This is a genomic window from Streptomyces sp. NPDC093546, from assembly GCF_044765045.1.
Taxonomy (GTDB): Bacteria; Actinomycetota; Actinomycetes; order Streptomycetales; family Streptomycetaceae; genus Streptomyces.
The window spans coordinates 242,036-255,778 of record NZ_JBIWJG010000002.1 but is presented as its reverse complement, the minus strand read 5'-3'; the positions used below and the strand labels follow the sequence as shown (position 1 = coordinate 255,778).

General features: G+C 70.0%; 12 protein-coding genes and 1 tRNA gene. 7 read left to right on the top strand and 6 right to left on the bottom strand.

All coding sequences use genetic code 11. The features are described 5' to 3' along the window. The first annotated feature begins 195 nt into the window (after positions 1 to 195). On the top strand, positions 196 to 1,494 hold the full coding sequence (gene nhaA / locus ACIRNI_RS04295; RefSeq protein WP_403548150.1) for a Na+/H+ antiporter NhaA: 1,299 nt from the start codon (positions 196 to 198) through the stop codon (positions 1,492 to 1,494). A 116-nt stretch (positions 1,495 to 1,610) separates the two neighbouring features. Here the strand turns inward: nhaA and ACIRNI_RS04290 are convergent. Then, positions 1,611 to 1,697 (bottom strand) — tRNA-Leu (locus ACIRNI_RS04290). A 355-nt stretch (positions 1,698 to 2,052) separates the two neighbouring features. Between ACIRNI_RS04290 and ACIRNI_RS04285 the strand changes: the two genes are divergently transcribed. The 6 genes from ACIRNI_RS04285 to pknB all read left to right on the top strand — a co-directional run bounded on the left by ACIRNI_RS04285 (position 2,053) and on the right by pknB (position 10,132). Beyond that, positions 2,053 to 2,922, top strand: a complete 870-nt coding sequence (locus tag ACIRNI_RS04285; protein ID WP_403548148.1) for an FhaA domain-containing protein — start codon at positions 2,053 to 2,055, stop codon at positions 2,920 to 2,922. 10 nt (positions 2,923 to 2,932) lie between these two features. Beyond that, positions 2,933 to 3,442 (top strand): FHA domain-containing protein, encoded by a 510-nt coding sequence (locus tag ACIRNI_RS04280; protein WP_355352067.1) that lies wholly within the window; start codon positions 2,933 to 2,935, stop codon positions 3,440 to 3,442. 138 nt (positions 3,443 to 3,580) lie between these two features. Then, positions 3,581 to 5,074, top strand: coding sequence for a Stp1/IreP family PP2C-type Ser/Thr phosphatase (locus ACIRNI_RS04275; RefSeq protein WP_403548146.1), 1,494 nt, complete (start codon positions 3,581 to 3,583; stop codon positions 5,072 to 5,074). Between the two features lie 27 nt (positions 5,075 to 5,101). Beyond that, the gene (locus ACIRNI_RS04270) at positions 5,102 to 6,532 is read left to right on the top strand and encodes an FtsW/RodA/SpoVE family cell cycle protein (RefSeq protein ID WP_403548144.1); all 1,431 of its coding nucleotides are present in this window, start codon (positions 5,102 to 5,104) and stop codon (positions 6,530 to 6,532) included. Further along, entirely contained in the window at positions 6,529 to 7,989 is a 1,461-nt protein-coding gene (locus ACIRNI_RS04265) for a peptidoglycan D,D-transpeptidase FtsI family protein (protein WP_403548142.1), read from the top strand. Before ACIRNI_RS04270 ends, ACIRNI_RS04265 begins: the two co-directional genes overlap by 4 nt. A gap of 145 nt (positions 7,990 to 8,134) precedes the next feature. Next, the gene (pknB, locus tag ACIRNI_RS04260) at positions 8,135 to 10,132 is read left to right on the top strand and encodes a Stk1 family PASTA domain-containing Ser/Thr kinase (protein ID WP_403548140.1); all 1,998 of its coding nucleotides are present in this window, start codon (positions 8,135 to 8,137) and stop codon (positions 10,130 to 10,132) included. A gap of 90 nt (positions 10,133 to 10,222) precedes the next feature. Here pknB and ACIRNI_RS04255 read toward each other — a convergent pair whose 3' ends face one another. From ACIRNI_RS04255 to ACIRNI_RS04235, 5 genes are all read right to left on the bottom strand, one after another. After that, positions 10,223 to 10,900 (bottom strand): class E sortase, encoded by a 678-nt coding sequence (locus ACIRNI_RS04255; protein WP_403548138.1) that lies wholly within the window; start codon positions 10,898 to 10,900, stop codon positions 10,223 to 10,225. 36 nt (positions 10,901 to 10,936) lie between these two features. Then, positions 10,937 to 12,094 carry a class E sortase gene (locus ACIRNI_RS04250; RefSeq protein WP_403548807.1) on the bottom strand — a complete coding sequence of 386 codons (1,158 nt, stop codon included), beginning with the start codon at positions 12,092 to 12,094 and terminating at the stop codon, positions 10,937 to 10,939. Next, on the bottom strand, positions 12,013 to 12,651 hold the full coding sequence (locus ACIRNI_RS04245; RefSeq protein WP_355352088.1) for an aminodeoxychorismate/anthranilate synthase component II: 639 nt from the start codon (positions 12,649 to 12,651) through the stop codon (positions 12,013 to 12,015). The genes ACIRNI_RS04250 and ACIRNI_RS04245 overlap by 82 nt, the downstream gene beginning before the upstream one ends. Beyond that, complete coding sequence (locus ACIRNI_RS04240; protein WP_355352091.1) at positions 12,648 to 12,809, bottom strand: hypothetical protein; 162 nt, start codon at positions 12,807 to 12,809, stop codon at positions 12,648 to 12,650. Before ACIRNI_RS04240 ends, ACIRNI_RS04245 begins: the two co-directional genes overlap by 4 nt. 113 nt (positions 12,810 to 12,922) lie before the next feature. Beyond that, positions 12,923 to 13,690: a DUF881 domain-containing protein gene (locus ACIRNI_RS04235; protein WP_356646225.1), complete on the bottom strand. Its 768-nt coding sequence runs from the start codon at positions 13,688 to 13,690 to the stop codon at positions 12,923 to 12,925. Between the last annotated feature and the right edge of the window lie 53 nt (positions 13,691 to 13,743).

Below are 13,743 nucleotides of genomic sequence, written 5' to 3'. Positions count from 1 at the left end.
GCCATGCCTCCAGGTGACCATTTCCGCAGGTCAGACAGGGGGTGGCGGGATCGCAGCCGCCGTGGTTAGGTGTGAGGAACGCGTCAACGTCCGCCTTCCGAGCGGCTGCCAAGGACGCGCGGTGTGCCGGGAAGTCTGGTCGGCGTCCCAGGGGCTCGTATGCCCTCAAGCCGATCCCCCTGGAGGTACTTCCCGATGGCTGCCGCACCCCGCGAGCGTTCCCCCTTCCTGGGGCTCCTGCCCCTGCCCGAGCGCAACGCCGTGGTCCAGGCCCTGCGGACGGAGACCGTCGGCGGGCTCGTCCTCCTCGCGGCCGCCGTCATCGCGCTGGTGTGGGCGAACACCCCGTGGAGCGGCGCCTACGAACAGATACGCGACGCCCACTTCGGCATACCCGCCCTCGGCCTGGACCTGTCGGTCGAGCACTGGGCCTCCGACGGCCTGCTCACCCTCTTCTTCCTCGTCGCCGGCATCGAGCTGAAGCGCGAGCTGGTCGTCGGCGAACTGCGCACCCCGGCCACGGCCGCCCTGCCGGTCATCGCCGCCCTCTGCGGCATGGTCGTGCCCGCCGCGCTCTACGCCGTCACCGCCTCGGCGGGCGGGGGCAGCCTGGACGGCTGGGCCGTGCCCATGGCCACCGACATCGCCTTCGCCCTCGCCGTCCTCGCGGTCCTCAGCAGCCACCTGCCGTCCGCGCTGCGCGCCTTCCTGCTCACCCTCGCCGTCGTCGACGACCTGGGCGCCATCCTCATCATCGCGATCTTCTTCACCGGCGACCTGAACTTCGCCGCGCTCGGCGGGGCCGTCGCCTGCCTGGTCCTCTTCTACGCGCTCCAGCGTTTCCGCGTCCGCGGCTGGTGGTGGTACGTCCCCCTCGGCGTCGTCACCTGGGCGCTGATGTACAACAGCGGCGTCCACGCCACCGTCGCGGGCGTCGCCATGGGCCTGATCCTGCGCACCACCCGCGACGAGGGCGAGACCGCCTCCCCGGCCGAGCGCACTTCCCACCGGGTCCACCCGTTCTCGGCGGGGGTCGTGGTGCCCCTGTTCGCGCTCTTCGCCGCCGGCGTCGGCATCTCGGGCGCGGCCCTGGCCGAGGTCTTCACGCGGCCGGAGTCCCTGGGCGTGGTCCTGGGCCTGGTCGTCGGCAAGACGCTCGGCATCTTCGTCGGCACCTACCTGGCCGCCCGCTTCACCCGCGCCCAGCTCAACCCGGAACTGGCCTGGGCGGACGTCTTCGCCCTCGCCGTACTCGCGGGGATCGGCTTCACCGTGGCGCTGCTGATCGGCGAACTGGCCTTCCCCGACCCGGCCATGGCGGAGCGCGTCAAGGCCGCGGTCCTGATCGGCTCCCTCGCCGCCGCCGGCCTGGCCGCCCTCCTCATCAGGCGCCGCAACGGCATCTACCGCCGCCTGTACGAGGAGGAGGAGCGCGACGAGGACCACGACGGCATCCCGGACATCTACCAGCGCACCGCCGCCTCCGAGCACTGAGCCGGCGGCGACACCCGGCCCTCTCCCGAGGGGGTCGGGTGTCGTCGCGCTATCCACGCATAAACGAGAGACGGGCCCCTGTCAGAACCTTCGTCCTGACAGAGACCCGTCTCTGCTGGTGCGCGAGGGGGGAGTTGAACCCCCACGCCCTTGCGGGCACTGGAACCTGAATCCAGCGCGTCTGCCTATTCCGCCACCCGCGCATTGGGTGTTGCCGCTGTGGGCCCCGGTTTTTTCGGCCGGAGCGCCTGGCGACATCAGAAGATTAGCACGTCGTCGGGGGTGGATTCACATCCGTTGTTTCGGGGCCCTGGCCCGCGAACAGAGACAGGGAGGGAGGAACGGAGAAGACGACGGGAACACGGCGAACCGGACCCCGCCGTACCCACTCCTCCACGGTGCGCCCGGGGTGCGGGACACTGTCATGAGGCCCCCTCTACGATCCGTGTGAGAGGTGACACTCATCCACAGGCCAGAGAAGGGGAACCAGCCGATTTCCCGACGCGTGGATACGATCAGTAAGCAGTACCAGGACGGCAACGACGGAGGAGGTGCCCCATGGGAGTCCTGAAGCGATTCGAGCAGCGACTCGAAGGCCTGGTCAACGGCACCTTCGCCAAGGTCTTCAAGTCCGAGGTCCAGCCCGTCGAGATCGCGGGCGCCCTCCAGCGGGAGTGCGACAACAACGCGACGATCTGGAACCGCGAGCGGACCGTCGTCCCCAACGACTTCATCGTCGAGCTGAGCACGCCGGACTACGAGCGCCTCAGCCCGTACTCGGGCCAGCTCGGCGACGAGCTGTCCGGCCTGGTCCGCGACTACGCCAAGCAGCAGCGGTACACCTTCATGGGGCCGATCAAGGTCCACCTGGAGAAGGCGGACGACCTCGACACCGGGCTGTACCGGGTGCGCAGCCGCACCCTCGCGTCGAGTACGTCACAGTCGCAGGCTCCCGCGGGCCCGGCAGGCCTCGCGGGCCCCGCAGGCCCGGCCGCACCGGCCGGACCCGCACCGAGCGGTCGCCCCGGCGGTTACGGATACCCGCCGGCCGGCGCTCCTCCCATGCCCGCGGCCCCGCCGCCCGGCATGAACCGTCCGCCCGCCGCCGGCCGCCCGCCGGCCGGTCCGGGCCCCATGCCCGGCGCCCAGGTGCGCCGCTGGATCGAGATCAACGGCACGCGCCACCAGATCTCCCGCCCGACGCTCGTGCTGGGCCGCAGCACCGACGCCGACGTGCGGATCGACGACCCCGGCGTATCGCGCCGCCACTGCGAGATCCGGACCGGAACGCCCTCGACGATCCAGGATCTCGGGTCCACCAACGGCATCGTGGTGGACGGGCAGCACACCACCCGCGCTACGCTCCGCGACGGCTCGCGGATCGTCGTGGGCAGCACCACCATCGTTTACCGGCAAGCCGAAGGGTGAAGCGGGGGCAATGTCAGAGCTGACCCTCACGGTCATGCGGTTGGGTTTCCTCGCCGTACTGTGGCTGTTCGTCATCGTGGCCGTTCAGGTCATCCGCAGCGACCTGTTCGGTACGCGTGTCACGCAGCGCGGTTCGCGCCGTGACGGCGCGCGTCCGCAGCAGACGGCACGGCAGGGTTCCGCCCCGCCGCCCCAGCGCCAGCAGGCCGGCCGCCAGCGCCGTGGCGCGCCGACCAAGCTGGTCGTGTCCGAGGGCAGCCTGACCGGCACCACGGTCGCGCTCCAGGGCCAGACCATCACGCTGGGCCGGGCGCACGACTCCACGATCGTGCTGGACGACGACTACGCCTCCAGCAGGCATGCCAGGATCTACCCGGACCGTGACGGCCAGTGGATCGTCGAGGATCTCGGGTCCACCAACGGCACGTATCTCGACCGGACCCGACTCACCACCCCGACCCCCATTCCGCTGGGCGCGCCGATCCGCATCGGCAAGACCGTCATCGAGCTGCGGAAGTAGTACGACAATGAGCGAGCGGAGCGAGCGAGCCGCAGCGGTGGCGCCCACAGGCGACCGGCACCGGCTCCCGACCGGAGGGTGGGCAGTGTGGCTCGAGACCGGCTGTACCCCGAGGCAGAGTCGACAGGGCAGGTGCGCATGAGCCTTTCACTGCGCTTCGCCGCCGGATCGCACAAGGGCATGATCCGCGAGGGCAACGAGGACTCGGGTTACGCCGGTCCCCGCCTGCTCGCGATCGCCGACGGCATGGGGGGCCAGGCCGCCGGCGAGGTCGCCTCCTCCGAGGTGATCTCCACGATCGTCACCCTCGACGACGACGTGCCCGGCTCGGACATCCTCACCTCGCTCGGCACGGCCGTGCAGCGCGCCAACGAGCAGCTGCGGATGATGGTCGAGGAGGACCCGCAGCTCGAGGGCATGGGCACCACCCTGACCGCGCTGCTGTGGACGGGCCAGCGCCTCGGCCTGGTCCACGTCGGCGACTCGCGCGCGTACCTGCTGCGCGACGGCGTGCTGACGCAGATCACGCAGGACCACACCTGGGTGCAGCGGCTGGTCGACGAGGGCCGCATCACCGAGGAGGAGGCCACCACCCACCCGCAGCGCTCGCTGCTGATGCGCGCCCTGGGCAGTGGCGACCACGTCGAGCCGGACCTGTCGATCCGCGAGGTGCGGGCCGGGGACCGGTATCTGATCTGCTCCGACGGCCTGTCCGGCGTCGTCTCCCACCAGACGATGGAGGAGACCCTCGCCAGCTACCAGGGCCCCCAGGAGACCGTCCAGGACCTGATCCAGCTCGCGCTGCGCGGCGGCGGCCCGGACAACATCACCGTGATCGTCGCGGACGTCCTCGACGTCGACGGCGGCGACACCCTCGCCGGTCAGCTCAGCGACACCCCGGTCATCGTCGGCGCGGTCGCCGAGAACCAGCCCCAGCTGAACGACGGCGGCGCCATGGAGACCCCGGCGGGCCGCGCCTCCGGCCTCGGCCGCCCGGCCCCGCAGGCGCCGCAGGGGGGCTTCGGCCCGCCCGGCAGCGGCGGCGACCTCGGCTACGGCTCCGGCATGCCGCCCGAGGGCTCCTTCGGCGCGTACGGCGACGACGACTTCACCAAGCCCCGCAAGAGCCGCGCCTGGCTGAAGCGCTCCTTCTTCATCGTGCTGGCGCTGGCCGTGGTCGGCGGCGGCCTGTACGGCGGCTACCGCTGGACGCAGACGCAGTACTACGTCGGCGCCAACGACGAGCACGTCGCGCTCTACCGCGGCATCAGCCAGGACCTGGCGTGGATCTCGCTCTCGGAGGTCGAGAAGGACCACCCCGAGATCGAACTCAAGTACCTCCCCGAGTACCGGCGCAAGCAGGTCGAGGAGACCATCACCGGCGGCAGCCTCGCCAAGGCGCAGGCGAAGGTCGCGGAGCTCGCCGCCCAGGCCTCCGCCTGCAAGAAGCTGGAGCAGCGCCGGGAGGCGGCGGACCGCTCGAACGCCGCTCCGCCCGGTGAGGGCCAGGCCGGCGGCACGACCGGCGTCCCCACCACCACCAAGCCCACCGCAGCCACTGCCACTCCTTCCCCGGGCCCCAGCCTCTCGGAGGAGGAGCAGAAGCTGGCCTCGAACTGCGGCAAGCAGTAAGGACCCGTAGGGGGGCCTTTCACCACCATGAGCGTTGTCACCAACACGACCACCATCGGCGCGATCGACCTGCCGAGCCGCCGCAACACCGAACTGGCGCTGCTCGGCTTCGCCGTCGCCATCCCGGTGTTCGCGTACCTCAACGTGGGCCTCGCCCTGGACGGCAAGGTCCCGGCGGGCATGCTCGGGTACGGCGTCGGGCTGGCGCTGCTCGCGGGTATCGCGCACCTGCTGGTGCGGAAGTTCGCGAAGTACTCGGACCCGATCCTGCTGCCGCTGGCGACGCTGCTCAACGGCCTGGGGCTGGTGCTGATCTGGCGGCTGGACCAGTCGCCGCGCCTCATCGCGCGGTACGACACCTTCACCCCGGACGCGCCCAAGCAGCTGATGTACTCGGCGATCGGCGTCGCGCTGTTCCTGCTGGTGCTGATGTTCCTGAAGGACCACCGCGTCCTGCAGCGCTACACGTACATCTCCATGGTGGCGGCGATCATCCTGCTGCTGCTGCCGCTCGTGCCCGGTCTCGGTGCCGACGTCTTCGGCGCCAAGATCTGGATCAGGGTCGGCCCGTTCTCCATCCAGCCCGGTGAGTTCGCGAAGATCGTGATCGCGATCTTCTTCTCCGGCTACCTGATGGTGAAGCGCGACGCGCTCGCGCTGGCCAGCCGCCGCTTCATGGGGCTGTACCTGCCGCGCGGCCGCGACCTCGGCCCGATCCTCACCATCTGGGCCGTCAGCCTGCTCATCCTGGTCTTCGAGAACGACCTCGGTACGTCGCTGCTGTTCTTCGGCATGTTCGTGATCATGCTGTACGTGGCGACCGAGCGGACCAGCTGGATCATCATGGGTCTGCTGATGGCCGTGGGCGGCGCGGTCGTCGTGGGCTCGACCGCCACCCACGTCAAGTCCCGTGTAGCCGCCTGGCTCGACCCTTTCGAGTGCCTGAAGACGGCGCCCGAGGGGTCCAACATGGCCGCCGCCTGCGACCAGATGTCCCAGGTGCTGATGTCCTTCGGCTCCGGCGGCACCCTCGGCGCCGGGCTCGGCCAGGGCAACTCCGACCTCATCGGCTTCGCCGCCAACTCCGACTTCATCTTCGCCACCGTCGGCGAGGAACTCGGCCTCGCGGGCGTCATGGCGTTCCTGCTCATGTACGCGCTGATCGTCGAGCGCGGCATCCGCACCGCGCTGGCCGCCCGCGACCCGTTCGGCAAGCTGCTCGCGACCGGCCTGTCCGGCGCCTTCGCCCTCCAGATCTTCGTCGTGGCCGGCGGTGTCATGGGCCTCGTCCCGCTGACCGGTATGACCATGCCGTTCCTCGCGTACGGCGGCTCGTCCGTGATCGCGAACTGGGCCCTGATCGCCATCCTGCTGCGGATCAGCGACACCGCGCGCCGCCCGGCCCCGGCCCCCGCCCCGAACCCCGACGCCGAGATGACCCAGGTGGTCCGACCGTGAACAAGCCCCTGCGCCATATCGCGATCTTCTGCGGACTTCTGGTGCTCGCCCTGCTCATCCGGGACAACTGGATCCAGTACGTCCGCGCCGGAGAGCTGTCCGCGCACCAGCGCAACAAGCGCGTCACGATCGAGCGGTACGCCAACCCGCGCGGCAACATCATCGTCGACGGCAAGCCGATCACCGGCTCCGTCGACTCGAAGGACCCCTTCTACAAGTACAAGCGCACCTACATCGACGGCCCCATGTGGGCGCCGGTCACCGGCTACGCGTCGCAGGCGTACGACGCCAACCAGATCGAGAAGCTCGAGGACGGCATCCTCACCGGCAACGACGACCGGCTCTTCTTCGACCGCACCATGTCGATGTTCACGGGCGACAAGAAGAGGGGCGGCGACGTGATCACCACCCTCAGCGGCGCCGCCCAGAAGGCCGCCTTCGAGGGCCTCGGCAAGAAGAAGGGCGCCGTCGCCGCCATCGAGCCGTCCACCGGCAAGATCCTGGCGCTCGCCTCGACGCCGTCGTACGACCCCTCCACCTTCGCCGGCTACAGCGCGAAGGACGAGAAGGCCTGGGTCGCGCTGGAGAAGGACAAGGACAAGCCGAAGCAGAACCGCGCGCTGCGCGAGGTCTACCCTCCCGGCTCCACCTTCAAGGTGCTGACCGCCGCCGCGGCCCTGGAGACCGGCAAGGTCACCGACATCAACGCGCCGACGGACACGCCGGAGCCGTACATCCTCCCCCACACGCGCACGCCGATGAAGAACCACGCCCAGGGGTGCGAGAACGCCACCCTCAACCGGGCCATGGAGGTCTCCTGCAACTCGGTCTTCGCCAAGCTCGGTGACGAGGTCGGGCGTGACGAGATGGTGAAGATGGCGGAGAAGTTCGGCTTCAACAACGGGGAGATCGACACCCCCGTCCGCGCCGCCAAGTCGGTCTACGACACGCAGATGGACCGCCCGGGCAACGCGCTTTCCTCCATCGGCCAGTTCAACACCGCCACCACCCCCCTCCAGATGGCCATGGTCACCGCGGCGATCGCCAATGACGGCAAGCTGATGAAGCCGTACATGGTCGACCACGTCACCGGCCCCGACCTGGACATCCTCGAGCGCCACGAGCCCGAGGAGATGAGCCGGCCGATGTCCGGCAAGACCGCGCAGCTGGTCCAGCAGATGATGGAGAACGTCGTCAAGAACGGCACCGGCGGCAAGGCGGCCATCGACGGCGTCACGGTCGGTGGCAAGACGGGTACCGCGCAGCACGGCGAGAAGAACAAGGCCCGGCCCTACGCGTGGTTCATCTCATACGCGAAGACCGACAGCGGCTCTCCGGTCGCCGTAGCGGTTATCGTCGAAGACTCCGACGCGACCCGCGACGACATCAGCGGTGGCGGCCTGGCCGGACCCATCGCGCGCGATGTGATGAAGGCGGTTCTGGACAGCAAGAAGTGACGGTTGTGGCTGTGTACCGGTCGCGTATCAGCTGGCGGTCGCGGTCCGCACGGCTCGCCGTGGCCGGTAGCGTATGCGCGGACAGCACACCGCCGGACCACACAGAGGGGTGCGGTCGGGACTGACGGAGAGGGCTGGAACAGTTATGGAAGAGCCGCGTCGCCTCGGCGGCCGGTACGAGCTGGGCTCGGTGCTCGGCCGCGGTGGCATGGCGGAGGTCTACCTCGCCCACGACACCCGGCTCGGTCGCACCGTCGCCGTGAAGACGCTGCGGGCCGACCTAGCCCGTGACCCGTCCTTCCAGGCCCGGTTCCGCCGTGAGGCCCAGTCGGCCGCCTCGCTCAACCACCCGGCGATCGTCGCGGTCTACGACACCGGCGAGGACTACGTCGACAACATCTCCATCCCGTACATCGTGATGGAGTACGTCGACGGCTCCACCCTGCGTGAGCTGCTGCACTCCGGGCGCAAGCTGCTGCCCGAGCGCACGCTGGAGATGACCGTCGGCATCCTCCAGGCCCTGGAGTACTCGCACCGCGCCGGCATCGTCCACCGCGACATCAAGCCGGCCAACGTCATGCTGACCCGCACCGGCCAGGTCAAGGTCATGGACTTCGGCATCGCCCGCGCCATGGGCGACGCCGGTATGACCATGACCCAGACCGCCGCCGTGATCGGCACCGCCCAGTACCTCTCCCCGGAGCAGGCCAAGGGCGAGCAGGTCGACGCCCGCTCCGACCTGTACTCCACCGGCTGCCTGCTGTACGAGCTGCTGACCGTGCGCCCGCCCTTCGTGGGCGACTCGCCGGTCGCGGTGGCGTACCAGCACGTGCGCGAGGAGCCGCAGCCGCCGAGCAACTTCGACCCCGAGATCACGCCCGAGATGGACGCCATCGTCCTGAAGGCGCTGGTCAAGGACCCGGACTACCGCTACCAGTCGGCCGACGAGATGCGCGCCGACATCGAGGCGTGCCTCGACGGCCAGCCGGTCGCCGCGACCGCCGCCATGGGCTCCGTCGGCTACGGCGGGTACGCCCCCGACGAGCAGCCGACGACGGCGCTGCGCCAGGCCGACCCGGCCGGGCAGACGTCGATGCTGCCGCCGGTGAACCCGGACGACGGCGGCTACGGCTACGACGACCGCCAAGGCCGCCGCCGCCAGCGAAAGTCGAGCACCTCGACCGTGCTGCTGGCCCTGGCGGGCATCCTGGTGCTGGTCGGCGCGATCCTGATCGGCCGCTCCGTCTTCGACAGCAAGGACGGCGCCACCCAGATCCCGGTGCCGAACATGGTCGGCCAGACGCTGGAGAAGGCACAGACCCAGGCAACCAACGCGGACGTCAAGGTCACCCAGGCCGGCACCGAGCGCTGCGACCAGCCCAAGAACAGCATCTGTCGGCAACTGCCCGCTGCCGCCCCGGGCGCCCAGATGAACCAGGGCGACACCATCCAGGTGTGGCTCTCCGAGGGTGCCCCGAAGATCGAGCTGCCGGACGTCACGGAGAAGTCCGAGGAGAGCGCGACGCAGGCGCTCCAGGACAAGGGCTTCAAGGTCGACGTGAAGTACGAGGAGTCCGAGCAGCAGCCGGGCGAGGTGATCCGGCAGAGCCCCGAGGGCGGCACCCAGCAGGAGAAGGGCGCCACGGTCACCCTCACGGTCTCCAAGCAGGCCCAGGTGAACGTGCCTCCGGTCACCGGCCAGCAGTTCGACGCCGCGAAGAGCCAGCTGGAGACGCTGGAGTTCAAGGTCAAGCGGGAGGACGTCGACTCCGACCAGCCCGCGGGCACCGTCCTGGAGCAGAACCCGCCCGGCAACAGCAAGGCCTCCAAGGGCAGCGAGATCACCCTGAAGGTCTCCAAGGGCCCGCAGCAGCAGGCGCAGGTGCCGCAGCTGGTCGGGCAGCAGCTCGGCCAGGCCAAGCAGGCGCTCCAGCAGGCGGGGCTCCAGCTCGGCAACGTCGACGGCCCGAAGGACGACACCGCCTTCGTGGTCGCCCAGGACCCGCCGCCGGGCACCCCGGCCCAGCCGAACCAGCCGGTCAACGTGAAGACCATGGGCGGCAACGGCAACGGCAACAACGGTGACGAAGGGGACGGCGGCTTCTTCGGCGGCCCCACGGGAGCCATCCTCCCGAAGGACTGACACAGGACACGCCCGCGTACGACGGAGCCCCGGCACTCACCTCAGTGAGGGTGCCGGGGCTCCGTCGTAGGCGGCGTCGTACGGGGACGGCTAGCGCAGCTCCGCGGGCGGGGTGCGCCGGGCGTCGACCTTCTCCGTGCGCTCCAGCTCGCCCCAGACGATGTAGCGGTAGTCCGAGGTGTAGACCGGCGTGCAGGTCGTCAGCGTGATGTAGCGTCCCGGCTTCGTCTTGCCCGACTCCTTCGGGACCGGGTCCAGGACGCGGACGTTGAACTTCGACGTCTCCGGGAGGGTCTTGTAGACCTTGTAGACGTACCAGAGGTCCTTCGTCTCGAAGACGATCGCGTCGCCGTGCTTCAGCTTGTGGATGTTGTGGAACTTCGCCCCGTGGCCGTCGCGGTGCGCGGCCAGGGTGAAGTTGCCCTGCTTGTCGGAGGGCAGCGCGGACGCTATGGGGTCTGTGTAGTAGCCGGCGACGCCGTGGTTGAGGGTGTCGGGGTCGGTGCCCTTCTTGACCAGCACCTCGCCGTTCTTCATCGCCGGTACGTGCAGGAAGCCGATGCCGCCCTTGGTGTCGAGCGCGCCCGGGGCCGCCGACACCCACGCGTGGCGTACGTCGTCGCCCTGCTTGTCCGCCTCGCGGTCGGCCAGCACGTTCGTCCACCACAGGGAGTAGACGACGAACAGGCCCATCACCAGGCCCCCGGTGATCAGCAGTTCACCGAAGACACTGATGACGCCGGCGATCCGGCTGCGCGCACGTGCCACTGCATCTGTCCCGTCAAGAAGTCTGGAAGTCGGTCGTCAGCCTACGAGCGCGTCCGGTTTCCCCTTGCTGCGTGGGCGTTCCTCGACCATCTTGCCCCACACGATCAGGCGGTACGTACTGGTGAACTCGGGGGTGCAGGTGGTGAGCGTGAGGTAGCGGCCCGGGCCCGTGAAGCCGGAGCCGTCGGGGACCGGCTGGATCACCGAGATGTTGGAGGGCGGCGTCTGCGGCAGGATGCTCGTCATCTCGTACGTGTAGAACGCGTCCTGCGTCTCGACGACGATGGGGTCGCCCGGCTGGAGGCGGTTGATGTAGCGGAATGGTTCGCCGTGGGTGTTGCGGTGCCCGGCGACCGCGAAGTTGCCCTGCTTGTCGGAGGGCATGGCGGTCTTCAGCGGGCCCTCGGCGTAGTGGCCGACCATGCCGCGGTCGAGGACCTTCTCTTTGTCGATGCCCTCGGCGATCGGCACGACGACGTCGAGCTTCGGGATGTACATGATCGCGAAGCCCTGACCCGGCTCGAACGCGCCGGGCTTGCGCCCCTCCGCCCAGGCTTCCTCGATCCCCTTCTTCGCCTGGTCGGCCTCCAGGCCGGCGCGGACGTTGGTCCACCACAGCTGGTACGTGACGAAGAGGAGCATCACGACGCCGAAGGTGATGAACAGCTCGCCCACCACGCGGCTCGCGACCACACCGACGCTGTCCTTGCGGGCCCGGGCGGCCCGCCGGGCCTCGACGCGCGACAGCGGGCGGTCGGAACCGGCGTCCGGGGCCGGTGCGGCCGGCGCCGGGGCGTGCTTGCCCGCGCGGCGGCGGCCGCGGCCCTTGGCGGCCCTGCGGCGCTCGGCGCGGCCGCCGGTCGCGGGGCTGTCCGGCGGAGGGTCGGCCGCCACGCGCCGGGTGTCCTCCGTGCGCAGGGCCATCGTCTCGGGGTCGGGGGCTTCCGGAACCTCGTACGGAGGGGTCTCGTACCCCGGCGCCTCGTACGCCGGCGCCTCATAAGTCGGCGCCTCGTACGCCGGCGGCACCTCAAGCGGAGGATTGGGTTCCGCCGGTAGGTTCGCGGCCCGGAACCACGGCGAACCGTGCTCGCGCTCCGGGCGCACGGGGGTCACGCGACGGCCTTGCCCACCACCGGCGCGAGCCCTGCCGACCGGCCGACCGCGCCGGTGTCGCCGCACTGCTCCAGCCAGTTGGCGAGCATCAGGTGCCCGTGCTCCGTGAGCACCGACTCCGGGTGGAACTGGACGCCCTCCACCGCGAGGTCGCGGTGGCGCAGCCCCATGATGATGCCGTCCTCCGTCCACGCCGTGACCTCGAGCTCGTCGGGCAGGTCGCCCGGCTCGGCGGCCAGCGAGTGGTACCGGGTCGCGGTGAAGGGCGACGGCAGCCCGGCGAAGACGCCCCGCCCCTCGTGCGTGACGAGCGAGGTCTTGCCGTGCAGCAGCTCGGGGGCGCGGTCGACGACACCGCCGTACGCCACGGCCATCGACTGCATGCCGAGGCACACGCCGAAGACGGGGACACCGGTGCCGGCGCAGTGCCGGACCATGTCGACGCAGACCCCGGCCTCCTCGGGCGTACCGGGGCCGGGCGACAGCAGGACGCCGTCGAAGCCGTCCTGCGCGTGGCTCAGCTCGACCTGGTCGTTGCGCCGGACCTCGCACTCGGCGCCCAGCTGGTACAGGTACTGGACCAGGTTGAAGACGAAGCTGTCGTAGTTGTCGACGACGAGGATGCGCGCGCTCACTGACCGTCCACCGTCACATCATTGAACGGAAGCAGGGGCTCCGCCCAGGGGAACACGTACTGGAAGAGCACGTAGACCACCGCCAGGATCAGGACGAGCGAAATGACCGCCCGCACCCAGGCGTTGCCCGGCAGATGCCGCCAGATCCAGCCGTACATGACGTCTGCTGGTCCTTCCTCGAATGCCCTTCGATACCGCACCCAGAGTACGGGTCCGCACCGCCCGGATGGGTCAGCTGTCCAAAGCAGGTGGTTCGCCCCAGGTCGTGTCCCTAGGAGGTGGGCTTGGCGTAGTGGAGGTCCACGGGGCCGGAGTAGCCGGGGAGGGAGACCTTGTCGTGCTCGTCGACCTTCCAGCCGAGGCCGTACGCCTTCACGTACAGCAGGTAGTTCTGGACGGCCGTGGAGCCCTCCAGGGCGCGCTGGAGCCTTCCGGTGTCACCCACCGCCGTGATCTTGTACGGCGGGGAGTAGACGCGGCCCTGGAGGATGAGGGTGTTGCCGACGCAGCGGACCGCGCTGGTGGAGATCAGCCGCTGGTCCATGACGCGGATGCCCTCGGCGCCGCCCTTCCACAGGGCGTTGACGACCGCCTGGAGGTCCTGCTGGTGGATCACCAGGTCGTTGGCCTGCGGCTCGGGGTAGCCGGGGGCGGCCTGGGCATTGGGCGGGGCGTCGTTGAGGGTGACGGTCAGGCCGCGGCCGGCGACGGGCGTCGTGCCCGCCGTCTTCTCCAGGGCGCCGAGCCTCTCGTCCTCCGCCTTGGTGGAGCCGTCGTCGCGGCGGGCGAGGGCGTCGACCTCACCGCGTACCACCGCGGTGGACTCGTCGAGCTCGGCGTTCTTCCGGCTGCGCTCGCGGATCAGGTCGGAGAGTTTCAGCAGCGAGGCGTCCTCGCGGATGTTGGTGCCCTGGGCGGTGTTGAAGCTCGTCACGAAGATCAGGCCGGCGAGGGCGAAGACGCCGGCGGTGAGCACCCGTACCGGTCGCCAGGTGCGGCGCCGGGCGGGCTCTGCTGGAGAGTCGGCGGAATTGCTCAACGTACCCTTATCTCCTTCAGCGCCGCGGAAGCACTACGCTAACGGACGCCCGG